Genomic DNA, 24,075 nt, shown 5'->3' with positions numbered 1-24,075 from the left:
CCGAGCCCACCCGCCGCCGACGGCGACGGTACACCCGGTCGGAGGCCCGAAACCCCTACGAGGATCGGGACCCGAACTCGAGACGAATGGATCGACGGACGGCCCTCCGGGTCGGGGTCGCGGTGGGCGTCGGCGCGAGCGGGGGCTGTCTCTCCCGGCTCAGAGAGGAGGCGGGGGTCGACGACGCCGACGGTGAGACGTCGAGGATCGCACGCGTCGAGGACCCGCCCGACGCCGTCTACGTCCCGAGCCACCGCGAGACGATGGAGCGCCTCGAGCCGGCCCGCGCCGGCGACTACGCCGTCGCGCCGATGGTGACGTACGCCCACCCGTTCTGGCTCGTCGACGGGAGCGAGACGACTCTCGTCGAGCCCCAGGGCGGCCCGGAGGTCCACCTGATGATCGCTCTCCGGGAGCCCGAGACGGGGGCCGCCCTCCCCGTGGCGTCGGGCGCCCGGCTCCGGCTCGAGCACGACGGCGAGTCGGTCGGTTCGGTCTCGCCCTGGCCGATGATCTCCCAGGGGATGGGCGCCCACTTCGGTGACAACCTCACCCTGGAGGGCGACGGAACCTACGCCGTCGAGGTCGAACTCCCACCCCTCGGCGTCCGGACGACCGGCACCCTGGCGGGCCGGTTCGAGACCTTCGAGACGGCGACCTTCGAGTTCACGTACGACGAGGCGTTCCGCGAGGCGGTCGCCGACGTCGAGTATCTGGACGAGGAGCTGTGGGGCCGGCGGGGTGCCCTCGAGCCGACGGGCCACGGCCGCGGGGACGGAGACGCCGGGAACGATTCGAACGCGGACGACGACCGTTCCGGCCACGAGGGCGACGAGCGCGGCATGGCCCAGTCCGTTTCCGCACTGGCGCCCGCCGAGGAGTACCCCGGACTCCTCGGGGCGCCGGAACGCGACGATGCCGTCCTCGTGACCGCCATGCTCGAGCCCGGATCCCGGTTCGTCGACGACGAGGAGCGGTACCTGCTGGTCTCGCCGCGGACGCCGTACAACCGGGTCCCCCTCGCCGACATGGCCATGACCGCGACCGTCGCGCGCGGGGACGAGGCCGTGGAAGAGGCGGATCTCGTCCAGACGATCGACGGCGAGTACGGCCATCACTACGGCGCCGGGGTGGCGGAACTCGCCGAGGGCGACGCCCTCACGGTCGCCATCGAGGGCGTCCCCCAGGTGGCCCGCCACCAGGGGTACGAGACGGCCTTCCTCGAGATGGAGCCGATCGAGCTGACCGTGGGGGGAGCCTGATGAGAGCGAGACACGCCGCCACGGCCGGCGCCGTCCTGGCGGTCGCCGCCGCCGCGGCGCTCGTCCTCGCCAGCGGGGGTGCGCTCGCGGGCGACAACGTCGCGCTCTTCGCGTTCGAGCCGACCGAGATCGAGGCCGATCCCGGCGAGGAGGTGACCGTCGAGATCGTCATGACGAGCCACGGCGGCTACGGCGGCGAGGGGGTCGGGACCGTCGCCTTCGCCCTCGACTACGACCCCGACGTGCTCTCCGTGACGGATCTCGAGGCGGGCCCGTGGCTCGAGGGCGACGGGGCAGAGGTCGCCGTCGATCGAGAGGTGGACGAGAAGCGAGGCGAGGTCAGGCTGAACCAGAGCCGCGAGCCCGCGGGCGAAGGGGTAACCGGGACCGCGCCGATCGCGACGGCGACCCTCGAGGTGCGCGAGAACGCCGAGGCGACGAACGCGACGCTCACCGTCACCGGGAGCAGCGTCGAACTCGTCGACGGCAATCCCCAGTCGACGATGGTTCGGGACGCGGTGGTGGTCGTCGACGGCGGGGAACCGACCGACGGCGCGGGTGACGCGACCGACGGCGGGGACGGCGAGGACCCCGATCCAGAGGGCGTCACCCTCGCCGACGGGGACGCCGGCGCCGAGGAGGAGGCCGACGGCGAGAACGACGCGGCGGGCGCCACTGGTGAGACGGGAGGCGACGAGCCGTCGCTGGCGCTCCTCGCGGGCGTCGGTACCATCGCGTTCCTGTCGGTGGTCTGTCTGGCCGCGATCGCCCTCAGGAAGCGGGATCCGGGAGTATAAATGGGCGGGCGAGAACCCCCGATCATGGACCTGTCGTTGATGCTCCCTCCCCATCCAGGACGGCGATGGACGATCGCGAAACAGCTCGGCGTCGAGACCGCCGTCGTCCGCTTCTGGGGGGAGCGTGACGAGCCCTGGTGGGAGTACGACCACCTGCTCCGGACGAAGACCCGCTTTTCCGACCATGGACTCTCCCTCGACGTGGTCGAGGACCGCCCGCCGATGACGAACACCGTCCTCGGACGCGAGGGACGTGACGCCGAGATCGAGGTCGTCCAGGAACTGATCCGGAACATGGGCAGACTCGGCATCGACGTCTACAGCTGGGTCTGGACCGAAAACCCCGTCGGCGTCGTCCGGACCTCCGACTCGGTTCCCGACCGGGGCGGCTCGCTCCAGACGGGCTACGATCACGAACTCTACCAGCGAGGGGCTGACCACCCTGCCGCGGGAGTCACCGAGGAGGAACTCTGGGAGAACCTCGAGTACTTCCTCGATCGGGTGGTCCCGGTCGCCGAAGAGGCAGGGGTAAAGCTCGCGCTCCACCCCGACGACCCGCCGATCTCGCCCGTGCGTGGGGTCCCCCGGCTCGTGACCTCCCTGGAGAGCTACGAGCGAATCCTCGATCTATCGGACAGCCCGAACCACGGCGTCACGTTCTGTCAGGGCAACTTCTCGGCGATGGGCGAGGACGTTCCCGAGGCGATCGACCGTCTCGGGGAGCGGATCCACTTCGTTCACTTCCGGGACGTCGAGGGCGAGCCCTCCGAATTCGTCGAGACCTGGCACGACGACGGGCCGACGGACATGCGGGCGACGATCGACGCCTACCGCGACGCGGGGTTTTCGGGACCGATCCGGCCCGACCACGTCGCGAAGATGGCCGGCGAGGAGGACCGCGCGGAGGCGATGGCCGGCTACACCGACATGGGCCGTCTCTACGCCGTCGGCTACATGCGCGGGCTGATGGAACGGACCCGGTAGGGCTCAGACCCGCTCGTCGAGCCAGGCGATCGCCGCCTCGACGGCTTCCACGGAGTCGCCCCGGACCGTGATCCGTTTCTCCTCGCCGTCGCCCTCGGGATAGCTCCCGACGCTGACGTCGAAGCGCTCGATCGCCCGGTCGAGGTCGGCGACGAGCGCGCTCTCGGGTTCGGCGCTGCGGATCGTCCGGACGACCCGGTCGCCGTCGAAGGCGTCGGCGATCTCGCCGAACATGGCCTTCATCTCCTCGGGGATCCCCGGGAGGACGTAGACGCTTTCGATCCGACAGCCCGGCGAGAGCCCCGCCTCGTTGGGGATCGCCTGGCTCCCCTCGGGGAGGGCCGACCAGGCGTCGATGTCGACCTCGACGTCGCCATCGTACTTCGAGAGCGTGCGCTCGACCCCCGCGCGGGCCTCCGGATGGGTCGTCAGCGGGGCGTCGAACGCCGCCGCGATCGCGTCCATCGTGACGTCGTCGGGCGTTCCGCCGACGCCGCCGGTGACGATCACCGCGTCGGAACGCTCGGCGAGATCGCCGAGTCGGGAAGCGATGACCTCGACGGTGTCGGGGAGGGTGAGGATCTCCCGAACGGAGACGCCGCGTTCGGCGAGTCGAGCAGCGAGCCAGGCGGCGTTGGTGTCGGCGATGTCCCCGGCGAGCAACTCGTCGCCGACGGTCAGGAGTGCGACCTGCATACCGAGGCGTAGCTACCGGAGGTATATGTCGTCCGCGAAAACTGGTGGGCTACTCCGAGGGATCCGCGCTGCGCTCGTAGAGGTACAGCGCCTTCCAGAGCACGTCCTCGACTTCGGTGTCGGCCGCGAGTTCGTTGAGCTTGCGTTCCGCGGAGTCGGAGACCTCGATGGCGGACATAACTCAGGTAACCAGCCCGAGGGGGATAAATACACTGGGAGTCGTAATCGAGTTAATTTTGTCGTCAGCCGCCGCTGACCGGGGGGAGCAAGGCGAGTTCGTCCCCCGATTCGAGTTCGTCGTCGAGGTCGTCGCCCAGATCGGCCCCGTTTTTGAGCACGGAGACGTCGCCGGCGAGTCCGCCGTCCGTGCGCACGCGGTCGGCCAGCGCGGGGCGATCGGAGAGCAGTTCCTCTAAGGCCTCCCCGACCGTGCCCCCGGAAGCGACCTCGACGGCGACCGTACGGTCGTCGGCGTGTTCGGCGAGATCGGCGAACAGCTTCCACTCGACGTGCATGGGTGGCGGTATCGCCGCGGGCGGCAAGTAGCTACCGCTCCGCGCAATGGGGTGTGGGCGAAAGCCAACGGCGTTAACTCTCCCGACCGCAAGCGGAGAGTATGGTCGGCGAGCGGGCGACGGCGCGGATACCCGACAACTGGCGGTGGGTCGTCACCACCCGGGTAGCCGTCTGGCTCGCCCTGGTCGTCGCCCTCCTCTCGGTCGTGACGGGGATCATCAACATCGAGCAGTCCGGCGCCGACTTCGGCCCGATCGCGCCCCACGTTCCCGAGGCGGTCCAGGCCGCGGTCGGCTTCACTGGCGCGCTGACCGGCTTCCTGATGGTCGCGAGCGCACTGGCGCTCCGGCGGGGGCTCCGGGCGGGCTGGTGGGCGACGCTCGTGCTCCTGCCGGTGACGGCGATCCAGGGACTGCTCCAGGGCAGTCCCTACTCCGTCCCGCTGATCGCGCTCTCGGTGCTCTCGATTCCGACGCTGCTTCTGACCCGCCGGCGGTTCGACCGCCAGCTGTCGCTCTCGACGACCCAGATTGCCGCCGGCGGCGCCCTCGCGGGCGTCCAACTCTACGGCACCGTCGGCGCCTACACGCTCCGCGAGGAGTTCGACGGGCTCTCGACGCTGCTCGACGCCTTCTACTTCACGCTGATCACCTCGAGCACCGTCGGCTACGGCGACATCGGTCCCGAGACCGAGGAGGCGATGCTGTTTACGATGTCCGTTGTCGTCCTCGGGGTCGCCAGCTTCGGCATCGCCGTCGGGGCGTTGGTCGGCCCCGCCATCCAGGCCAGACTCACCAAGACACTCGGAAAAATGACAGAATCGGAGCTCGCGGAACTCGACGACCACGTCCTCGTGCTCGGCTACGGGGAACTGACCGAACCGATCATCGACGAACTGGGGGCGGAGACCCCCTTCGCCGTCGTCGTCCGGGACGGGGAGACCGCCGACGAACTGGGCGAACGCGACGTCCCCGTCGTCAGGGGAAATCCCAGTGACGAGGCGCCCCTCCAGCGGGCGGGAATCGACCGCGCCCGCGCGGCGCTGGTCGCGACCAACCACGACGCCGAGGACGCCCTTGCGATACTGACGGCCCGCGAACTCGCCCCCGAGATCCGGATCGTCGCCGCCGCGACCGACCGCGAAAACACCGGGAAACTCGAGCGCGCAGGCGCCGACGCCGTGATCAGCCCCGCCGTGCTGGGCGGGCACCTGCTCGTCCGGTCAGCGATGAACGGGGGGAGTTCGAACCTCCTCGATCGGATCCTCGCCGGCGAGTAGCCGGCTACTCGGGTGCGCCTTCGACGATCTCGACCCCGCTCGAGGCGCCGATCCGCTCGGCGCCGGCCTCGATCATCGCGACCGCCTCCTCGTAGCTGCCGATCCCGCCGCTGGCTTTGACGGGGAGGTACTCGCTCATCAGTTCGACGTCGTCGAGGGTCGCGCCCCCGTCCGCGAAGCCCGTCGCGGTCTTGACCATCGCGGCGTCGGCCTCGCGGGCGGCCTCGCAAGCCCGCCGGAGTTCTCCCTCTGTGAGGAGGGGCGCCTCACAGATCACCTTCACCGGCACCGGGACGGCGGCAACGAGTTCCGCGATCTCCTCGGAGACGGCGTCGTCCTCGCCGGCTTTCAGCCGGCCGACGTTCGCCACGACGTCGAGTTCGTCGGCGCCCGATTTCCAGGCGACGACGCCCTCGCGGCGCTTGATCTCCGCGGCGTTGTTGCCGTGGGGGAAGCCGACGACCGTCGCGACGGTCACCTCCGGGTGCGAGTCGGCCGCACTGGCGACGTAACACGGCGGGATGCAGGCGTTCATCCCGTACTCGTCGGCTTCATCGAGGACGCGCTCGACGTCGGCGGGCGTCGTCTCCGGCCCGAGGACGGTGTGGTCGATCGCGGGGGCGAGTTCGTCACGGTCCATACCGACGGCGACTCGCCCCCGCGACAAAAAACCCGCGTGCCCCGCTCACTCCCGGTCGTGGTCGGGGTAGCGGTCACCGCTCTCGAGTTCGCGCCTCGCCTCCCGGTTCCGGCGGTGCTGGGGCGAGGCGATCGTCTCGCCGGTACCCTCGATTCGGTCCTCGGGGTCCTCGACCGCAAGCCATGCGCGGAGCCGCGACAGTACCCCGCTGAGCATGGTCGTGGGTACGCACCGACGTCTCAAAAACCCATCCGGTATCGGGATCGACGGGGCCGGCGATCGGACGCGAGACCGTTCGCCCGGGCCCGGAGAGCGATCGGCTCAGTGTTTCGATCGGGGACGGAAAGCCAGGGTGCGCACACAGGCTCTGCCTTTACCGGACGGGTCGCCCTACGGCCGACAGTGAGACGATGATCCGGTCCCCGAGACGAGCGCACCCGGTCCCGAACAGCGCCGACGACCGACCCGCGGACGCGAATTCGTAACCAATGGACGCACTCACCTGGCACGGCGAGGGCGACGTCCGGCTCGAGGACGTCCCGAAACCCGAGATCGAGGAACCGACCGACGCGATCATCGAGGTGACGGCGACGGCGATCTGTGGCTCCGACCTCCATCTCTACAACGACTTCATGCCCGGCATGCAGGAAGGCGACGTCCTAGGCCACGAGCCGATGGGCGAAGTCGTCGAAGTGGGCGACGACGTCGACGAACTCCGGGAAGGCGACCGCGTGGTGGTTCCCTTCACGATCAGCTGTGGCGACTGCTGGTTCTGTGAGAACGACCTCTACTCGCTGTGCGACGAGACCAACCCCAACGCCGAGATGGCAAAGGAGGCGATGGGCCACTCCCCCGCCGGCCTCTTCGGCTTCTCGCACACCCTGGGCGGCTACGACGGCGGACAGGCCGAGTACCTCCGGGTACCCCACGCCGACGTCGGCCCGATCAAAGTCGAGAACGACTCGCTTTCGGACCAGGAGGTGCTCTTCCTCTCGGACATCTTCCCGACGGGGTACATGGCCGCCGAGAACGCCGAGATCGACGACGGCGACACGGTCGCGGTCTGGGGCTGTGGCCCCGTGGGCCAGTTCGCGATCCGGAGCGCCTGGATGCTCGGCGCCGAGCGCGTGATCGCCGTCGATCGGATCGACGAGCGCCTCGAGATGGCCGAGGGCCACGCCGACACGGAGGTCATCGACTACGAGAAGGAGGACGTCTACGACCGGCTGATGGACGCGACTGACGACCGCGGGCCCGACGGCTGTATCGACGCCGTCGGCTCGGAGGCCCACCACACCTGCGCCGGCAGCCACGACGAGCCCGACCGCCCGTACGTCCTCCAGGAGGCCGTCAAATCCTGTCGGAAGGGGGGCACCCTCTCGATTCCCGGCGTCTACATCGACGAGATGGACGGCGCACCCATGGGGCCGCTGATGAACAAGGCCCTGACCGTGAACACCGGCCAAACCCACGTCCAGGCCTATCTCGACCCCCTCCTCAAGCGGATCGAGGGCGGCGAGATCGACCCCTCCGCGATCATCACCCACGAGGCCGATCTGGCGGACGGTCCCGACCTCTACGACACCTTCAACGACAAGGAAGACGACTGCATCAAGGTCGTGATGACGCCGTAAACGGGGGTGGCCTCTCCCGATGGCAGGCCCTCATCGATGACGGACCCCGAGCCGTTTTTCCACTACCCGTACTTTCAATATACGCGATATGTATGGGGAGCGATGAGAGACAGTAGTGCACGGGGTACTACGCCGCGTCGTCGTCCGCGCCCGGCTCGTCCGGCCCCGGCGGCGGCGAGCACGGGTGGTGTTGATCGCGGTGCTCGTGTGCCTACTGCTTCTCAGTCTGGGGATCGCGGGAGCCTGTGTCTCGAAAAGCCCGGTCGACGTCACCGTAACCGACGACGAGGGCGAACCCGTCGAAGGTGAGGACGTCACGCTCGTCGACCCGCGGACCGGCGAGACCGTCGGCGAGGCAGTCACCGACAGCGACGGCGTCGTTTCCATACCTGCCGACCACGGCCCCGTCGAGGTCGTCGTCGGTGATACGACCGAGCGCATTACCGTTCCCGCCCAGACCGACGTCGGCGTCACGGTCGACGCGCCCGGGCTCGAGCAAACACGGGCTCTTGCGGTTCGCTCCCCCTCCCTTCTCGTCGATCGTTCCGTGGATTCCTGACGTCCCGCCGAACGAAACCGGTTTACCCGCGACGCCGATACCTCCTCCGTGACCGACGACGAGCCGGCGGCCGGCGGGGGATCGGGGGGCGGCCGGCCGGACGAACGCCACGACGGAGAGGAGCGAGGGGAGAGCGACGTCGGGGAGTTCACGCTCTCGACGTTCCACGAGGTCTCCGGCCGGGAGGGCCGGCCGGTGCTCACCGCCTCCGCGGTCGCCAACGCCCTCGGGATCGACCAGAGCGAGGCCAGCGACCGCCTCGCTTCCCTCGCCGAGCGGGGCGAACTCGAACGCCTGTCGGTGTCGACCGATCCGGTGGTCTGGTATCCGAGCGAACTCGAGGACCTCACGGCGCGCGAACGGGTCGTCGTCTTCCCCAAACGCCGCGAGATCGTCGTAGACCGCCCCGACCAGTTCACCCGAGCACAGCTCTCGTCGTTCGCCCATCTCGCGGACACCAACGGCGAGCGGGGGTACCGGTACGTCGTCCGGGCCGAGGACGTCTGGCGGGCGCCCCACGAGGAGATCGAGGCCCTCCGACGGACGATGCGCCAGGCACTCGGGCAACGATCGGCGGAGCTCGAGGCGTTCGTCGAGAGCCAGTGGGACCGCGCCAGGCAGTTCACCCTCCGGAGCCATCCGGAAGGCTATACGGTTCTCGAGGCCGCCAGCCCCGAGATCATGGGCAACGTCGCCCGCCAGAAACTCGACGAAGAGCAGATCCACGCCCCGATCTCCGAGACCGAAGACTGGGTCCGGGAGGGCGAGGAGGCGGCGATCAAGCGGCTCCTCTACGAGGCGGGGTATCCCGTCCGTGACGAGCGCGATCTGGCGGGCGGCGATCCCCTGGAGATCGAGCTTTCGGTCTCCTTGCGCGACTACCAGCGCGACTGGGTCGATCGGTTCGCCGAGGCCGGCGAGGGCGTCCTCGTCGGTCCGCCGGGAAGCGGGAAGACCGTCGCCGCGATGGGCGCGATGGCCCACGTCGGCGGCGAGACCCTGATCCTGGTCCCGAGTCGGGAGCTGGTCCGCCAGTGGGCCGATTCCCTGGTCGAATTGACGAGTCTGGAACCCGACCAGATCGGCCAGTACCACGGCGGGCGAAAGGAGGTTCGGCCGGTGACGATCGCGACCTACCAGATCGCGGGGATGGACCGCGACCGGTCGCTGTTCGACGACCGCGAGTGGGGACTCGTCGTCTTCGACGAGGTCCACCACGTCCCGAGCGACGTCTATCGCCGGAGCGCGCGCCTCCAGTCGCGCCACCGGCTGGGACTGACGGCGAGCGCGATCCGCGAGGACGACCGAGGGTCGGAGATCTTCACCCTCGTCGGGCCGCCGATCGGCACCGACTGGGAGGCGCTCTTTTCGGCCGGGTTCGTCGCCGAGCCGGAACTCGAGATCCGGTACGTCCCCTGGGAGGAGGAGGCCGAAAACGCCTACGCCGCCGCCGAGGGCCGCGAGCGCTACCGACTGGCGGGCGAAAACCCGGGGAAGATCGACGAGATCCGGTACCTGCTGGCTTCCCATCCCGGGGCGAAGGCGCTCGTCTTCGTCGACTACCTCGACCAGGGCGAGGCGATCTCGGCGGCGCTCGACGTCCCCTTCGTCAGCGGGGAGACGCCCCACGCCGAGCGCCGGCGGCTGTTCGATGCCTTCCGCCGGGGGGAACGCGACCGGCTGGTCGTCTCCCGGATCGCCGACGAGGGGATCGACCTGCCGACCGCCGACGTCGTGGTCGTCGCCTCCGGTCTCGGGGGATCACGCCGGCAGGGCACCCAGCGCGCCGGCCGGACGATGCGGCCCGCGGGCGGGGCGACGGTGTACGTGCTCGCGACCCGGGGCACCCGCGAGGAGGAGTTCGCGCGGCGTCAGCTCCAGCATCTCGGTCGGAAAGGGATCTCGGTCACCGAGCGGACGATCGATCGCGATTAGCCGACACCCGGAGGCGGTTGGGCCGGGGGTTCGGCCTCGGTCGGCTCCTCCTCGCACACTACGGTTTCGACGCCGACGACGCCGACGCCGCTCTCTATCTCCCGCCTCGCGGCCGCCACGTCGTCGGCGACCGCCAGTCGGACCTCGAGGTCGACGACGGTGTCGTTCAGGCCGGGCTGAAGACCCCGTACATCCGTCTCTTCGACCCGCTCGACCGCGTCTAGGCGGGCGAGGACCGTCGCGGCACCCTCCGCTAAGTCGCCGGTCGCGTTGACCGGGACGCGCACTGCGAGCGTTGCCGTCAGTAGGTGGTTCATCGAGGTCCCCGCCGAGGATCGAACTCGGGTCGGGCACGGTGCCCGCCAGTCCAGTCACTGCAGGGATACGCGCAGGCTCCGGACTGGCCGTCGGGGGGACAACGGGATGTGAAACGGACCTCCGTCCGGCCAGGAGAACGGGCCTACGCGGCGCGGACGGAGTCGAAGCCGACGGCCCCGCCCGAGCCATACCCGATCCCGATACCGGAGGGAGCCGGCATCGGGGTCGGATTCGCCCTCGCGGCGCTCCGTGGCGCCGCGAACGCGAGGTGGGTCGGAAGCGAGGTCATCGGTGGAACGGCCACTGTGTGGCCCTGGCGGGAACATCCGGGGGGATTAACATAATCGTTTCTTAGGTGAGTCATACCATGCCACTCGAGTGTGAGATCGTCCACGTCTCGGGACGTGAACCGGAGTTATTGAATTAAACGGCCATATAACCAGAATATTTAATACAATAGGCCATAAATATGGATGTGTGGGTGGAAGATAGGCCCCGATCCGAACGAACGCTCCGCTCCCGCGACGGCGGACGCGTTCGGCCGGACCACGACGACCCGTAGCGTGCGCAACCGACGTCCGTCGCGGACGGACGGAAACCGACTCCGCACCTAGAGCCAATGTACGCATCCCATGCAGGCCACACGACCGCGCCGTACAACACCGCCTACCTCCGCGACGACCGCTCTCAGCTCTACGGCGAGTTCGGGATCGACCGCGAGGGCGACCGTCTCGAGGACGCGCCGGCGGACTTCGCCGCCCGGCAGGAGGCGCTCCTCGCCTTCTACGGCGGTCGGTGCGGCCGGTGTCTGGCCGGGATCGGGACGACCCACACCGAGGAGGACGACCTCGCGTACGTCCACCCGCTTCCGACGCCAGGAGAGATGCCGGCATCGATGACGGCCGACGGCGGCCAGCGACAGCGGTGGGCCCTCGAGAACCTCGTTCCCCTCTGTGAACCCTGCTACGGGCTCTGCTCGGTCGAGGAGCCGGGACGGATCGACAGCTTCGGGGGCGCCGCCCGCGACGCCCAGCAGTTCCCCCAGTGGGCGGGCGACCCCCGGGTCGCCGTCGAGCGGGTCCCGCTCACCGGCCGGGAGCTCTGGCTCCGAAACCGGCTCCGGGAGCGCCACGGCGAGGGAGGCGGGGCGGAGTCGATCAACGAACCCGTCGCGCTCGCGGCGTGTCTCGCACGCGAGACCCCCGCTGACCTGGCAGTCGCCCTCGGGGAGCCGTTCGCGGCCGACGCCTGGCAGCCGATCCCCGAGGCCCAGCGGCTCACCGACCGCTGGGAGGCCCTCCCCGCGGACGACCGCGAGCGCTACGAGCGGCGGGTAGCGAGGCGCCGGGAGCGCATCGAGGCGTAGGCCAATCTTCAAGTTCGCGCGCCCGGTCCGTACGATACATGACCGTCCGACAGAGCCCCGGGGAGGTAGCGGCGTGAGCGACCGCGAGATCGTCGTCGGCGAGACCACCTCCGGTACGGACGTCGCCCTCCCCGTCGTCCAGTTGCTCACTGGGCGGGGGTTCGTCACCGGGAAGTCGGGATCGGGGAAGTCAAACACCGCGTCGGTGATCGCCGAGGAACTGCTCGAGTCGGGCTTTCCCCTGCTGATCGTCGATACCGACGGGGAGTATTATGGATTGAAAGAGGAGTACGAGATGCTCCACGCGGGCGCCGACGAGGAGTGTGACATCCAGATCGGGCCCGAACACGCAGAGCAGATGGCCGAACTCGCCTTAGAGGAGAACGTTCCGGTCATCTTAGACGTCTCGGGCTATCTCGACGAGGAGGTCGCAAACGACCTCCTGCGCGAGACCGCCCGACAGCTGTTCGTCAAGGAGAAGAAGCTCAAAAAACCCTTCCTGCTGGTGGTCGAGGAGGTCCACGAGTACATCCCCGAAGGTGGAGGCGTCGGTGAGACGGGAAAGATGCTGATCAAGATCGGAAAGCGGGGTCGAAAACACGGGCTGGGAATCATGGGGATCAGCCAGCGGCCCGCCGACGTCAAGAAGGACTTCATCACGCAGGCAAACTGGCTCGTCTGGCACCGGCTGACCTGGGAGAACGACACCAAGGTCGTCGGCCGGATCATGGATAGCGAGTACGCCGACCGCGTCTCGGATCTCGGCGACGGCCAGGCGTTCGTCCAGACCGACTGGACCGACGAGAACGTCCGCCGGATCCAGTTTCGCCGCAAGCGGACGTTCGACGCGGGCGCGACCCCCGGGCTCGAGGACTTCGAGCGCCCCGATCTCAAATCGGTCTCGGAGAACCTCGTCGGCGACTTGGAACGGATCTCCGAGCGCAAGGAACGCGAGAGAAACCGGGTCGCCGAGCTGGAAGCCGAACTCTCCGAACGCGAGCAACGCATCGAGAGCCTGAAGGGAAAGCTCGAGGACGCAAAGGACGTGGGCGACGCGGCCCGGCGGATGGCCGACGCCCTCGGACGACCGGACACGATCCAGGCCGAACTCCCGACCGGCGGCGAGGAGCTACGCCAACTCCACGAGGAACTCGTCGAACTCGAACGCGAACGCGACGACCTCGCCGAGGACCTGGCGGAGCGAGACGAGCGCATCGGCGAGCTTGAGGCCGAAACCGACCGCCTCCGTCGCCGGGTCGAGGAACTCGAGGGCGAACGCGGGGAGCCCGCGAGCGAGTCCTCGGGGAGAGAGGAGTCCGGTCGCGAGTCCGCCGGCGGCATGTCGATCATCGAGGGGGATGGCAACGACGTCGAGTTCGGGTACACCCCGAATCACGCGAAGGGGGACGAGGGCGCCGCGGGTGTCAGGCGGTCCGAGCCCATCGAGGGCGACGGGAGCGAGTTCGTCGTCGCAAACGAGGCCGACGAGTTAGAGGAACTGCTCTCGCTGCCGGCCGTCGCCGGGGGACTGGAGCAGGCGTATTCGAACTCGCGGTGTGGGGAGCCAGCCGGACGGACGGCGCTTGCGGCCCTGATCCGGGACGGGCCCCTCGAGACGGACGCGGTCGCGGGCCGGGTCGGTCGCTCGACGGTCGCGGTCCAGGGGTTGCTCTCGGAGCTTCGCTCGGCGGGGCTGGTCGAACGGGTCGGCGAGGGAACGTACGACGTCGCCGACGACGTACTCGCGGGCCTCTCGGAGCCGGTCGAGACCGAGTGAACGGGGAGAACGTGAGCGTGATCGAGAACCGACGGACGGGCGTGAAAGCCGGTCACCGCGCCAGTCGCGTTGGAGACGGTCGCTGGCCGACCACACCGGACGTATCCGATGCCTTCGCCGGTGAAATCGTCCCCTACCTTCCGGCCGTACCGTGCGTGGGCCGTCCGCTCTGCCGGGTCCGTCCGGCTCGAGCCCCATCGTTCGACGACCGCCAGCGCTGGCTGTCTCGCCTTTAAATCCGAAACGAGCGGCGGAGACGGTCGCCGTCTCCGCGTCCGGCGAAACCCGGGACGGATCACGGGTCCGTCGGGTCCGGTGTTCAGCAGTCCGTGTCACGGAGGCGCGTGACTCTCCGCACGCGGTCGCTTGGGCCCCAAGTTAGCCCTCTATAACAATGTGTAGCGCCGGATTCGGGGGCGGTACAGCACCCATGAAACGACGTACGTATCTCACGACCGCGACAGTGACCGCCACGATCGGGATCGCCGGCTGCACGGGCGACAGTATTCCCATCGACGGCGAAACCGACCTCGACGAGGAGACCGAGGACGGGGACGCCGACGGCGACGACACGGGCGATTCTGCAGGCGAAGCGAACGACACCGATGGCGGTGACAACGAAACCGAAGCAGAGACCGAAACGAACGACTCCGATGACTTCGACGAGGAAACAGAGGAAGAAGAAACGAACGAGACCGCGGAAGCAAACGAGACCGAGGAAGCCGAAGAAGCCAACGACACCAACCAAACCGAAGAGGACGGCAACGAGACCAACGAAACCGAAGAAACGACCGCACCCGGACAACCGGAGAGGGGGGCCACCTTCGACGACTTCGAGGATCTCGACGCCTGGGAGGTGGTTGCCGGCACGCTCGAGGCGGACGCGGACCGCGCATCTACGGGTTCCCAGTCGGCCCGCCTGACGGCGTCCGAATCCGAGGATCGAGTCAGGATCAGACGGGAGCTGTCCGACCCGATCAACGTCGAGGAGCTCGTTCCCGGGCTGGCGCTTTCGACCAGCAGTTCGGCGAGCCCGATCATCCAACTGTACGACGAGGACGGGAACTACCTCCAGTTCCAGCAGTACATCCACGAGGGGCGGCCGTTCATCAGACACGACTTCGGACACACCCAGATCTCCGGCGAGCCGGATCTGAGCGCGATCACGGAGATCCAGATCGGCTACTGGACGGGCGAGGGCTACGCGGGGGAGATCTGGGTTGACGACCTCCACTTCACCGGCCGGATCGAGGACGGGCGAGTGATGATCCAGTTCCAGGGCGGGTACGAGTCCGATTACACGCACGCGTTCCCGATCATGGAAGACCACGGCCTGACGGCAACGACGTTCGTCGCGACCGCCAGGATCCGCGCGAGTCAGGCGGCGACCGGCAGTCGGATGACCGAGGATCAGCTGTCCGAACTCGTCGACGCCGGCTGGTCGCTCGGCACCGTCGGCACGCGAGGTCGCCACCTGAACCGGGTCGAGGGAGACGAGTTCGAATCACACGTCCTCGAGCCCCTCGAGTGGTTCGACGAACACGGGTACGACGACGCGCGGTACTTCGGATTCCCCGGCGGGTGGTACACGGAAGAGATGTACGACCTCGTCGCGGAGAACTACGACATCGCCTGGGGAGGGCGCCACAGATGCCAGGGGATGGCGACCAACCCCTATAATCTCACACGCATCTCCGGCCACGAGGGCCAGCGAAACCTCGACGCCGAGGAGATGATCGGGGCACTCGACTGGGCGGCCGACCACGGCGGGCTCACGACGATCGTCTTCTACGAGATGGACGAAGGCGACGCGGCCGCCCTCGAGGAGACCGCCGCACACCTCGCAGAGCTCGTCTCGGCGGGCGACCTCGAACTCATCACGCCCCGGGAGATCGCCGACGACTACGTCCTCTGAGGCCGGCGAATCGACGTCCGACACCGGAGTTTTTCCCGACGCGACAGAACGGGAGTCCATCGACGACGGTCCGTCCCCGGGCGCCCGAGGTCCTCGCAGGCGGCGCTTACGGAGCCGGAACCCGCCTCGCCCGCAGGTCGGGTTCTCGTGGCGGAGACCCGCCTGCCTTCGGGCGGATGGAGGACGTCGATTCGGGGAAACAGCCATCGCATAACAAAGCCCGAAACCGTCCACCTGCGCGTATGGAACACGCCGATGATCCGCTCCTCCTCGTCGTTGGCCTCGACGCGGCCTGTCTTCCGGTACTGAAGCCGCTGTTCGACCGCGGGGTGACGCCCACGCTCAAGGCGCTGTTCGAGGGGGCCGTCCGTGGTCCCCTCGAGTCCCAGATCCCGCCCTGGACCGCGAGCGCCTGGCCCACCCTCTACACGGGGAAGAACCCCGGCAAACACGGCGTCTTCGACTTTCTGACGTTCGATGGATACGACTGGGACGTGGTGAACGCGGGCGACGTCCGCGAGCGGGCGATCTGGGAGCTGCTCTCTGAGCACGGCCACCGGAGCGTCGTCGTCAACGCCCCCGTCACCCACCCCGCGCGGCCGTTCGACGGCGCCCTGATCCCGGGGATGACCGCGCCCGAGAACCCGGCGTGTCACCCGGAGGGGATCTTAGCGGACGTCGAGGCCGCCTGCGGGGAGTATCACGTCTACCCGCAGGCCACTGGGGAGCCGACGGGCTCGATCGCGGGCTACGAGGAAATCATCGAGTGTCGTGGCGAGGCGTTCCGATATCTCGCCGACCGCTTTTCGCCCGACTTCGGCTTCCTCCAGTTCCAGCAGACCGACTCGGTGTTCCACGAACGACCCGACCGCCGGACGGTCGAGGCGGTCTATCGGGCGGTCGACCGCGAGATCGAGGCGACCCTCGAGGCGATCGAACCCGCGAACGTCCTCGTCGTCAGCGACCACGGGATCGGTCGCGTCGGGGGAACGGAGTTCCGGGCCAACGAGTTCCTCCGCCGGGAGGGGTACGTCGACGCCGAGAGCGGCGGCGAGGGGATGCCCACCTGGTCGCGGGCCTGGCGAAACGACCTCCTCTCGGGCGCCGACGCCGGCGACCACGAGCCGAGTACCTTCGAACGGGTGGTCGCGCTCGCGGCAACGGTCGGGATCACCACCCAGCGGGTCGCCGGGGCCCTCGATCGCGTCGGGCTGAAGGAGGCCGTCGGCCGCCGGATCCCGAACGACGCCGTCCGGGCGGGGAGCGAACAGGTCGACTTTCCGGCCTCGCGGGCCTACGTCCGCTCGAAGAGCGAACTCGGTGTCCGGATCAACCTCGCGGGCCGCGAGCCCGACGGGACCGTTCCGCCCGAGGAGTACGAACGGGTCCGGGCGGATCTCGTCGAGGCGCTCTCGGCGCTCTCCGGGCCCGACGGGAAACCGGTCTTTTCGGACGTCGCCCCTCGCGAGGCGTACTTCGAGGGAAGCGAGATCGACCGGGGACCGGACATCGTGACCGTTCCCCGCGGGTTCGACAACGCCCTGGTCGCCGGCCTCTCCGGGGAGGTGTTCGCCGAGCCGGTTGAGCCCTGGAACCACAAGCGAACGGGGGTGATCGCCGCGACCGGGCCCGGCATCGACGGGGACGGGGACCTGGCGGGGGCGACGATCCTCGACGTCGCGCCGACGATCTGTGCGCTGTTCGACGTTCCGATCGACAGGGCGATGGACGGACGGCGGCTGCCGATCGCCGCTGGAGTCGGCGATCGGCAGTATCCCGACTACGAGCCGGCGCCGGCGGTCCGGGTCGCGGACGCGACCGTCGAGGAACGCCTCTCGGAACTGGGTTACCTCTGATGGGCATCGAGATCGAGGTCCTCGACATAGCGGCCGATCCGGAGACCTGGGACCGCCACGTCGACCGGGCGGAGGGGACAAACCCCTTCTACCGCGGCGAAGCCCTCCGGCTCCAGGCTGAGGAAACCGGAACCGCCATCCACGCCCTCGCGGGGTTCAAGGGCCAGGAACTCGTCGGACTCTTCCCGGTTTTCGAGTACCGGAAGGGGCCGCTCGCGGCGGCGTTCTCGCCGGCGCCGTTCTCCTGGACCTGCTATCTCGGCCCTGCGCTCGCGAACACCGGCGGGCTGAAACGCCGGACCGCGGACCGGCGTAACCGGCGCTTTCTCGAGGGCTGTCTCGACTGGATCGACGGGGAGATCTCGCCGGTCTACAGCAAGTTCACCGCGGCGGAGTACCCCGACGTCCGGCCGTTCGTCTGGAACGGGTTCGACGTCCGGCCCCGACACACCTATGTCGTCGACCTCGAGGGCAGCCCCGAGGAGTTACTCGACCGGTTCAGCAGCGACGCCCGGAACAACATCCGGAACGCCGACGGCGAGTACGGGATCGAGGAGGGCGACCGCGAGGACGTCGGCCGGATCGTCGAGCAGGTCCGGGCACGCTACCGGGGCCAGGACCGGCCGTTCCACCTCACGACCGAGTTCGCGCGCTCGCTGTACGACGCGCTCCCGGCCGGCGAACTCCGGCCGTACGTCTGCCGGATTGACGGCGAGTTCGCGGGCGGCATCTTGGTGATCGAGTCGGCGGACACCCGCTACCGGTGGCAGGGCGGCGTCAAACCCGATACGGACGTCGATCTCCCGATCAACGACCTGCTCGACTGGCAGGTCATGCGCGACGGGCTCGAGGCGGGGATCGACCGCTACGACCTCGTCGGCGCCGGCGTCCCCAGCATCAACCGCTACAAGGCGAAGTTCAACCCACGCCTCGAGACCACCTACGAGGTCACGGCCGGTACCTTCGGTATCGACCGTCTCGTGGACGGCTATCGGACGGTTTCGTAGCTTACGACCGGGCGAGCAAGGCGGGACGGACGTACTCGGCCTGCCACTCGTAGCGTTCGGCGATCGCGGCCTCGCCCGCCTCCGTCGTCGTGTAGCGGTTCGTCCGTCCGTCGCGTTCGCCCTTCCTGATCAGTCCCTCCTCGACCAGCGCGTCGAGGTTGCCGTAGAGACGCCCGTGGAGCACCTCCCGATCCTGGGAGCCCTCGAGTTCGGCGCCGATCTCCTGGCCGTTCGGCTCGTCGAGTCCAGCGATGACGAACAGCAGGTCCCGCTGGAACCCGGTCAGGTCGTGAACGGTCATCGTCGCTCCGTAGGAAGGTTAGATATAAATACGAACGGTATCGTTCGGAAACATAGGCACCCGATAAACGACTGCAACAGTTATTTCTTTTGGTAATAACTTCCAGGAAACGGGAGGTGTAAAGGGCCGTCCCGTCGAACCGCCACCCATGTTCGGAACCAGCGGCGTTCGCGGCACCGTCGGCGAGGAGGTCACGGCGACGCTCGCGCTCTCGATCGGACGGGCGCTCGCCACCGAGGGGTACGACCGCGTCGTCGTCGGCCGGGACGCCCGCGAGAGCGGGCGCTTCCTGGGAGACGCGCTGACCGCCGGCCTCCGGGAGTGTGGGAGCGACGTCGTAGCCGTCGGGATGGCGGCCACGCCGACCGTCGCCCGGAGCGTGGCCCGCCTCGAGGCCGACGCGGGGGTCGTGATCACGGCCTCGCACAACCCACAGACCGACAATGGAATCAAGCTCTGGCTCCCCTCGGGGAAGGCCTTCGGGCCCGCCGACCAGGAGGCGATCGAAGAGCGCGTCGAGAGCGGGGAGTACGACCTCGCTCCCTGGAACGAGGTCGGGACGCTTTCCGAACGGGGCGACGCCACCGAGGCCCACGCCGCCGACCTCCGGGCGGCGGTCTCGCTCCCCGACGGCTCCGAGCCCGACGTCGTCGTCGACCTCGGCAACGGCGCCGGCGGGGTGACCGCGGACGTGCTCTACGATCTGGGCTGCGGAGTACGAACCCTGAACGCCCAGCCCGACGGCCGCTTTCCGGGCCGTCCCAGCGAGCCGAACCGCGAGACGCTGGGCGCGCTCATGGCGCTGGTCGAGAGGACCGACGCCGACCTCGGAATCGCCCACGACGGAGACGCGGATCGGATGATGGCCGTCGACGAAACCGGCGCGTTCGTCCCCAAGGACGTCCTGCTCGCGCTGTTCGCCCGCGAGGCCGCCGGCGAGGGTGACCGGATCGCCGTTCCCGTCGATACGAGCCTCGCGGTCGAGGACGCCGTCGCGGCGGTCGGCGCCTCGCTGATCCGGACGAGGGTGGGCGACGTCTACGTCGCCGACCGGGCGACCGAGCCCGGCGTCGTCTTCGGGGGCGAGCCCAGCGGCGCCTGGATCTGGCCCGACCAGACGCTGTGTCCCGACGGCCCGCTGGCGGCCTGTCGGCTCGCGGAACTGGTCGCCGACCGGGGGCCGCTCTCGGAACTGGTCGCGGGGATCGACACCTACCCGATCCGGCGTGACTCGATCCGGGTCGAGGAGAAGGCTGCAGTGGTCGAGCGGATCGAACAGCGGGTGCTCTCGGAGTATCCCGACGCCGAGACCCTGGACGGCGTCCGCGTCGAGACCGACGACGGCTGGTTCCTGTTGCGGGCCAGCGGCACCGAGTCGCTGATCCGGGTGACTGCCGAGGCGAGAGACGAGACGCGGGCCGACGAACTCGCGTCCGAGGCAAGCGGGATCGTCCGGGACGCCGAGACGGGACCCGGCTCGTAGACCGGCATTAGCGCTGGTCTTCGGGGATGAAGTCGGCCGTCTTCATCTCGCGGTACGTCGAACAGTCGGGACAGGCGTGGACCACGTCGCGGTTGTCGCCGAAGACGCGGGCGAACTGGGGAGTGACCTGGGTTCCACAACTGATACATCGGGGCGCCGCCGTCTCCCCAGTGGCGGCCATCGGCGTCCACTTCTCGTCTGATGAATCCGACGACATCACTATCGTGTACCGGCGTTCGGCTATTTACTATCGGTCGCATAACCGATCGACCCCGAAATCGGCGATTTCGTTCACGGCCGACCGGCTCCACTGCCGGCCGAGGAGACGCCCGCCGGAAATCCCCGCCCTCACCGCCACTTCCCTCGGAAATACTGAATTGACGGGTCGGAAACACCGTGTTTACCCGACCCTTCGCCCGAATCGTCCCGAGTTCAACGGGAAAACGGCGGTCCTCGACGGGCGATCCCGCACAATTATACGGCCCATCCGACAAACGGGAGTACCGATGCACGCCGTCATCCTCGCCGCAGGCGAAGGCACCCGAATGCGCCCGCTTTCGGGCTCGCTCCCCAAACCGATGCTGCCCGTGTCCGACCGGCCGCTGGTCGCCCACACCGCGAGCGCGGCCGTCGAGGCCGGCGCCGACGAACTCGTCTTCGTGATCGGCTACGAGGCCGACACCGTCAGGGAGTACTTCGGCGACAGCTATCGCGGGGTGCCCGTCGAGTACGCCGTTCAAGAAGAGCAGCTCGGAACCGCCCACGCCGTCGAGCAGGCCCTCGAGTACGTCGAGGGCGACTTCGTGGTCCTCAACGGCGACGACCTCTACGATACGGCCGCCGTCGACTCGCTGTTCTCTCACACGCCCTCGCTCGGTGCCTACACCGTCTCCGACCCCCGGCCGTACGGCGTCTTCTCTCTCGACGGCGACCGCGTGACGGACGTCGTCGAGAAGCCCGACGACCCGCCCAGCGACCGGGTCAACGTCGGCGCCTACCACTTCCCCGCCGAAGCCACGGCGTGGTTCGACGACGTCGAGATGAGCGAGCGCGGCGAGTACGAGATCACCGACGTCGTCGAACGACTCGTCGCCGAGCGCGACGTCCGTGCGGTGAACGTCGAGCGCTGGCTCGGCGTCGGCCGGCCCTGGGAGCTGCTCGAGGCAAACGAGTGGAAACTCGCCGAACTCGACGGGCGGATCGAGGGCGAGGTCCACGCGGATGCCGAACTCGAGGGACGGGTCGTCGTCGAAGAGGGCGCGACCGTCCGGTCGGGGGTCGTAATCGAGGGGCCCGCACTGATCCGCGAGGGCGCGACCGTCGGGCCGAACGCCTACGTTCGGGGCGCGACGCTGGTAGACGAGGGCGCGAAGGTCGGCCACGCCGTCGAGGTCAAAAACAGCGTCCTCTCGCCGGGGGCGACCATCGGCCACCTCTCCTACGTCGGCGACAGCGTCCTCGGCCGGGACGTCAACTTCGGCGCCGGCACGAAAGTCGCGAACCTCCGCCACGACGACGACGACGTGAAGTTCACCGTCAAGGGCGAGCGAACCTCGACGGAACGCCGGAAGTTCGGCGTCGTCGCCGGTGACGGCGTCAAGACCGGGATCAACTCGAGTCTCTCGCCCGGGCTCCGGCTGAACGCTGGTGCGACGACGCGGCCGGGCGAGACGGTCGACCGCGACCGATAAGGACGGGCACTCGCCCGAAACGACTTCTTCGGAGCCGCTACTCGACGGTGACGCTTTTCGCCAGGTTCCGTGGCTTGTCGATCGGCCGGTCGAGCAGTTCGGCGGCGTGATAGGAGAGGAGCTGGAGTTGGACGTTCGCGAGCAGGCCCGCGAGCCGGGGGTCGGTTTCGGGGATCTCGAGGTGGGCGTCCGCGACGTCGGCCGCCGGGTGGTCGGCCGGACATATCGCGATCACGGGCGCGCCGCGGGTGGCGGCCTCCTCGGCGTTCGCGAGCGTCCGGTCATCCTCGATTCCCGTGAACACCGTAAAGACCGGCGTCTCCTCGGTGACGAGCGCGAGCGGGCCGTGTTTGAGCTCCCCGGAGGCGAAGCCCTCGGCGTGCTCGTAGGTTATCTCCTTGAACTTCAGGGCGCCCTCGAGCGCGACCGGATAACCCTGTCCACGCCCCAAAAAGAAGTACGACCGGCTGTCGCGATACCGGCGGGCGATCTCGGCGGCGTCGCTTTCGGTGAGGACCCGCTCGATGTCCCCCGGAAGGCGGTCGGCGGCGGCGAGCAGGGAGTCGAGATCGGAGAGCCCGTCGCCCGCGAGGGCGTCCTCGACGATTCGACCCGCGAGCAGGGTGAGAGCGACCGCCTGCGAGGAGAACGTCTTGGTGGCAGCGACGCCGATTTCGGGTCCTGCGCGGATCAGCAGCGAGTCGTCGGCCTCGCGGGCGGCCGTCGAGCCGACGACGTTGGTGACCGTCACCGTTCGGGCGCCCTTGCGGACGGCCCGCCGCAGCGCGCTCAGGGTGTCTGCGGTCTCGCCGCTCTGGGTGACCGCGACGACGAGCGTCCGGTCGTCGACCGGCGGCGAACTCGCGCCGTACTCGTTGGCGAGCAGCGCGCGGGCGTCGACGCCCGCCTGGGTCAGCGAGAGGGCGCCGTACATCGCTGCGTGGTAGGAGGTGCCACAGGCGACGAACTGGACCCGATCGATCCCCTCGAACGCTCCCGGGGGAAACTCCTCCAGGTCGATCCCGTCGTCGATCCGGCCCTCAACGGCCTGGGCCAGCGAGGTCGGCTGTTCGTAGATCTCCTTCAGCATGAAGTGGTCGTACTCGCCCTTGCCGGCCTGTTCGGGGTCCCAATCGATGGTCTCGGGCGTCCGGGGGACCGGCTCGCCCGCGAGGTCGGTGAAGTCGGCGCCGTCGGGACCGATGATCGCGACGTCGCCGTCCTCCAGATAGACGACCCGGTCGGTGTACTCGAGGAAGGCGGGGACGTCACTGGCGAGGTAGTACTCGCCCGCGTCGTCGTCGACGCCGACGACCAACGGTGAGCCGCTTCTGGCGGCGTAGATCGTGTGGTCGCCAGCGATCATCACGGCGACGGCGTAGCTACCCTCGAGCTCTTCGACCGCCCGGCGGAACGCCCCCTCGTTGTCGAAGCCCGCGTCGAGGTTCGCCTGGACGAGGTGGGGGATCACCTCGGTGTCGGTGTCGCTCGTGAAGTCGTGGCCCCGGTCGGCCAGCCGGTTCCGGAGGTCGGCGTGGTTCTCGACGATCCCGTTGTGGACGACGGCGACGTCCTCGGTCGCGTCGGTGTGGGGGTGGGCGTTCTCGTCGGTCGGCGGCCCGTGGGTCGACCACCGGGTGTGGCCGATGCCGACGCGTCCCTCGGGGGCGTCGATGGTCTCCTCTAACTCCGAGACGCGCCCGGAGCGTTTCCGTACCTCGATGCCGGCGCCGTTCTGGACGGCGACGCCGGCGGAGTCGTAGCCGCGATACTCCAGGTTCTCGAGTCCGGTGAGCAGGTGGTCGAGCGCGTTCCCGCTGCCGATGCGGCCGATGATTCCACACATGATCTGGGGAGCCGTGGTGTCCGTTGCCGGTCGCCGATCCCCTCGACGGGGGCGAACTGAGGCGACACGAACGTACCCCGGAGTTGCTACCTTCACCCCATTACTATAGACGGGCTAACGCGACGGTTAGGAGTTCGATACGGAACGGGAACCGGTCGGCGTCGAAACGGGGGGCTCGCGGCCCGGACGCGCGTACTCGGGTCGTTGTAGATC

General features: G+C 68.8%; 24 protein-coding genes. 14 read left to right on the top strand and 10 right to left on the bottom strand.

The window, feature by feature from the left end:
• Positions 1-86: 86 nt before the first annotated feature.
• From DVH23_RS11525 to DVH23_RS11515, 3 genes are read left to right on the top strand one after another with little or no spacing between them, the layout of a single operon-like run.
• Positions 87-1,262 (top strand): hypothetical protein, encoded by a 1,176-nt coding sequence (locus DVH23_RS11525; RefSeq protein WP_114577583.1) that lies wholly within the window; start codon positions 87-89, stop codon positions 1,260-1,262.
• Complete coding sequence (locus DVH23_RS11520; RefSeq protein WP_114577582.1) at positions 1,262-2,059, top strand: cohesin domain-containing protein; 798 nt, start codon at positions 1,262-1,264, stop codon at positions 2,057-2,059. The genes DVH23_RS11525 and DVH23_RS11520 overlap by 1 nt, the downstream gene beginning before the upstream one ends.
• A gap of 24 nt (positions 2,060-2,083) precedes the next feature.
• Entirely contained in the window at positions 2,084-3,043 is a 960-nt protein-coding gene (locus tag DVH23_RS11515) for a mannonate dehydratase (protein ID WP_198667919.1), read from the top strand.
• Between the two features lie 3 nt (positions 3,044-3,046).
• On the opposite strand, the gene DVH23_RS11510 is transcribed toward DVH23_RS11515, so the two are convergent.
• The 3 genes from DVH23_RS11510 to DVH23_RS11505 form a co-directional block, all read right to left on the bottom strand.
• A complete protein-coding gene (locus DVH23_RS11510) occupies positions 3,047-3,739 on the bottom strand; it encodes a molybdopterin-binding protein (protein ID WP_114577581.1) in 693 nt (230 codons plus the stop codon).
• Positions 3,740-3,788: 49 nt separating this feature from the next.
• A complete protein-coding gene (locus tag DVH23_RS25020; RefSeq protein WP_255565241.1) occupies positions 3,789-3,917 on the bottom strand; it encodes a hypothetical protein in 129 nt (42 codons plus the stop codon).
• Between the two features lie 64 nt (positions 3,918-3,981).
• On the bottom strand, positions 3,982-4,254 hold the full coding sequence (locus DVH23_RS11505; protein ID WP_114577580.1) for a ubiquitin-like small modifier protein 1: 273 nt from the start codon (positions 4,252-4,254) through the stop codon (positions 3,982-3,984).
• 101 nt (positions 4,255-4,355) lie between these two features.
• Between DVH23_RS11505 and DVH23_RS11500 the strand changes: the two genes are divergently transcribed.
• Entirely contained in the window at positions 4,356-5,534 is a 1,179-nt protein-coding gene (locus tag DVH23_RS11500) for an NAD-binding protein (RefSeq protein WP_114577579.1), read from the top strand.
• A 4-nt stretch (positions 5,535-5,538) separates the two neighbouring features.
• Here the strand turns inward: DVH23_RS11500 and deoC are convergent, their stop codons facing one another.
• Complete coding sequence (deoC, locus tag DVH23_RS11495; RefSeq protein ID WP_114577578.1) at positions 5,539-6,174, bottom strand: deoxyribose-phosphate aldolase; 636 nt, start codon at positions 6,172-6,174, stop codon at positions 5,539-5,541.
• A 45-nt stretch (positions 6,175-6,219) separates the two neighbouring features.
• Positions 6,220-6,390 (bottom strand): hypothetical protein, encoded by a 171-nt coding sequence (locus DVH23_RS24240; protein ID WP_198667913.1) that lies wholly within the window; start codon positions 6,388-6,390, stop codon positions 6,220-6,222.
• A gap of 272 nt (positions 6,391-6,662) precedes the next feature.
• Here DVH23_RS24240 and DVH23_RS11490 point away from each other — a divergent pair, with 272 nt between their 5' ends.
• The 3 genes from DVH23_RS11490 to DVH23_RS11480 all read left to right on the top strand — a co-directional run bounded on the left by DVH23_RS11490 (position 6,663) and on the right by DVH23_RS11480 (position 10,302).
• Positions 6,663-7,808 carry a zinc-dependent alcohol dehydrogenase gene (locus DVH23_RS11490; RefSeq protein ID WP_114577577.1) on the top strand — a complete coding sequence of 382 codons (1,146 nt, stop codon included), beginning with the start codon at positions 6,663-6,665 and terminating at the stop codon, positions 7,806-7,808.
• 115 nt (positions 7,809-7,923) lie between these two features.
• Positions 7,924-8,367, top strand: a complete 444-nt coding sequence (locus DVH23_RS11485) for a hypothetical protein (RefSeq protein WP_114577576.1) — start codon at positions 7,924-7,926, stop codon at positions 8,365-8,367.
• A gap of 48 nt (positions 8,368-8,415) precedes the next feature.
• Positions 8,416-10,302: a DEAD/DEAH box helicase gene (locus DVH23_RS11480; protein ID WP_114577575.1), complete on the top strand. Its 1,887-nt coding sequence runs from the start codon at positions 8,416-8,418 to the stop codon at positions 10,300-10,302.
• Here the strand turns inward: DVH23_RS11480 and DVH23_RS11475 are convergent.
• Positions 10,299-10,619 carry a hypothetical protein gene (locus tag DVH23_RS11475; protein WP_114577574.1) on the bottom strand — a complete coding sequence of 107 codons (321 nt, stop codon included), beginning with the start codon at positions 10,617-10,619 and terminating at the stop codon, positions 10,299-10,301. The genes DVH23_RS11480 and DVH23_RS11475 overlap by 4 nt on opposite strands.
• Positions 10,620-10,762: 143 nt before the next feature.
• Positions 10,763-10,924, bottom strand: coding sequence for a hypothetical protein (locus DVH23_RS23560; protein WP_157972394.1), 162 nt, complete (start codon positions 10,922-10,924; stop codon positions 10,763-10,765).
• A gap of 315 nt (positions 10,925-11,239) precedes the next feature.
• Here DVH23_RS23560 and DVH23_RS11470 point away from each other — a divergent pair, with 315 nt between their 5' ends.
• From DVH23_RS11470 to DVH23_RS11450, 5 genes are all read left to right on the top strand, one after another.
• Positions 11,240-11,986 carry a hypothetical protein gene (locus tag DVH23_RS11470; protein WP_114577573.1) on the top strand — a complete coding sequence of 249 codons (747 nt, stop codon included), beginning with the start codon at positions 11,240-11,242 and terminating at the stop codon, positions 11,984-11,986.
• A gap of 73 nt (positions 11,987-12,059) precedes the next feature.
• Positions 12,060-13,763 carry a helicase HerA domain-containing protein gene (locus DVH23_RS11465; protein WP_114577572.1) on the top strand — a complete coding sequence of 568 codons (1,704 nt, stop codon included), beginning with the start codon at positions 12,060-12,062 and terminating at the stop codon, positions 13,761-13,763.
• A gap of 430 nt (positions 13,764-14,193) precedes the next feature.
• Entirely contained in the window at positions 14,194-15,678 is a 1,485-nt protein-coding gene (locus DVH23_RS11460; RefSeq protein WP_114577571.1) for a polysaccharide deacetylase family protein, read from the top strand.
• A gap of 242 nt (positions 15,679-15,920) precedes the next feature.
• Complete coding sequence (locus tag DVH23_RS11455) at positions 15,921-17,534, top strand: alkaline phosphatase family protein (protein WP_114577570.1); 1,614 nt, start codon at positions 15,921-15,923, stop codon at positions 17,532-17,534.
• Positions 17,534-18,541, top strand: coding sequence for a GNAT family N-acetyltransferase (locus tag DVH23_RS11450; protein WP_114577569.1), 1,008 nt, complete (start codon positions 17,534-17,536; stop codon positions 18,539-18,541). Before DVH23_RS11455 ends, DVH23_RS11450 begins: the two co-directional genes overlap by 1 nt.
• Before the next feature lies 1 nt (position 18,542).
• On the opposite strand, the gene DVH23_RS11445 is transcribed toward DVH23_RS11450, so the two are convergent.
• A complete protein-coding gene (locus tag DVH23_RS11445; RefSeq protein WP_114577568.1) occupies positions 18,543-18,842 on the bottom strand; it encodes a PadR family transcriptional regulator in 300 nt (99 codons plus the stop codon).
• Between the two features lie 148 nt (positions 18,843-18,990).
• Here DVH23_RS11445 and glmM point away from each other — a divergent pair, with 148 nt between their 5' ends.
• Positions 18,991-20,325 carry a phosphoglucosamine mutase gene (gene glmM / locus DVH23_RS11440; RefSeq protein ID WP_114577567.1) on the top strand — a complete coding sequence of 445 codons (1,335 nt, stop codon included), beginning with the start codon at positions 18,991-18,993 and terminating at the stop codon, positions 20,323-20,325.
• 7 nt (positions 20,326-20,332) lie between these two features.
• On the opposite strand, the gene DVH23_RS11435 is transcribed toward glmM, so the two are convergent.
• Positions 20,333-20,542: a hypothetical protein gene (locus DVH23_RS11435; RefSeq protein WP_114577566.1), complete on the bottom strand. Its 210-nt coding sequence runs from the start codon at positions 20,540-20,542 to the stop codon at positions 20,333-20,335.
• A gap of 289 nt (positions 20,543-20,831) precedes the next feature.
• On the opposite strand from DVH23_RS11435, the gene glmU reads away from it, so the two are divergent.
• The gene (glmU, locus tag DVH23_RS11430) at positions 20,832-22,016 is read left to right on the top strand and encodes a bifunctional sugar-1-phosphate nucleotidylyltransferase/acetyltransferase (protein WP_114577565.1); all 1,185 of its coding nucleotides are present in this window, start codon (positions 20,832-20,834) and stop codon (positions 22,014-22,016) included.
• A 37-nt stretch (positions 22,017-22,053) separates the two neighbouring features.
• Here the strand turns inward: glmU and glmS are convergent, their stop codons facing one another.
• The gene (gene glmS / locus DVH23_RS11425; RefSeq protein ID WP_114577564.1) at positions 22,054-23,862 is read right to left on the bottom strand and encodes a glutamine--fructose-6-phosphate transaminase (isomerizing); all 1,809 of its coding nucleotides are present in this window, start codon (positions 23,860-23,862) and stop codon (positions 22,054-22,056) included.
• Between the last annotated feature and the right edge of the window lie 213 nt (positions 23,863-24,075).

It is taken from the genome of Saliphagus sp. LR7, from assembly GCF_003344565.1.
GTDB classification, from domain to species: Archaea; Halobacteriota; Halobacteria; order Halobacteriales; family Natrialbaceae; genus Saliphagus; species Saliphagus infecundisoli.
Note: the sequence above shows the minus strand (reverse complement) of the source record. Positions and strands in the feature narration are given on the sequence as shown.